The following is a 746-nucleotide window of genomic DNA, read 5'->3' on the forward strand; positions in this document are numbered from 1 at the left end:
CGCGCCGAACTCGCCGCCGAACGCGCCGGCGACGCCCGCAAGGACGCCGCCCGCGCGCTGGCCGCCGAGCAGCGCACCGCCGCCCTGCTTGCCACCGAGCAGCGGCTCGCCGACCTGCTCTCCCTCACCCCCTACCAGGACGACGCGGAGGAGGACGCCGGCTTCCTCACCCCCACCGTGCTCGACCGCAACGCCGAGTACCTGCGCGAACTCCTCGACGAGGCCATCGCCACCGCCGAACGCACCCTGTTCGACCTGCGCACCGCCGCCGCCGACGACTCCCGCATCCTCGCCGCACTCGGCGACGGCGGCCTGCTGCCGCCCGGCCCCGACGTGCTGGCCACCGTCGAGTACCTCGCCGAGCACGGCATCCCCGCCCTCCCCGGCTGGCGCTACCTCGCCCAGTCCGTCGACCCGACCGACCACGAGGCGATCCTCGCCGCCCGGCCCGAACTGGTCGACGGCGTGGTCGTCACCGACCCGGCCTCGCTGGAGCGCGCCCGCGAGGCCCTCCAGGCCGCCGCCCTGCTGCCGCGCTCCACCGTCGCCGTCGGCGCCGCCGCCTCACTGATCGCCCCGATCACCGACGAGCCCGCCTTCTTCCTGGTGCCGCCCAACCCGGCCATGCACGACGAGTCCGCCGCCGACGGCGAGCGCCGCGAACTGCGCGCCCGCGCCGCCGCCCGCGAGGAGCACATCCGCGAACTCGCCGGCCGCCTCGGCGCCGACCGCGCCCTCGCCGCCCG

Annotated in this window: 1 pseudogene; it reads left to right on the plus strand. The window is 77.5% G+C overall.

From position 1 onward, the window contains the following. Positions 1-746 (plus strand): annotated as a pseudogene (locus tag BG452_RS35935) (hypothetical protein); the annotation flags it as partial.

It is taken from the genome of Streptomyces sp. CBMA123 (genome assembly GCF_014596465.1).
In the GTDB taxonomy this organism is placed as follows: Bacteria; Actinomycetota; Actinomycetes; order Streptomycetales; family Streptomycetaceae; genus Kitasatospora.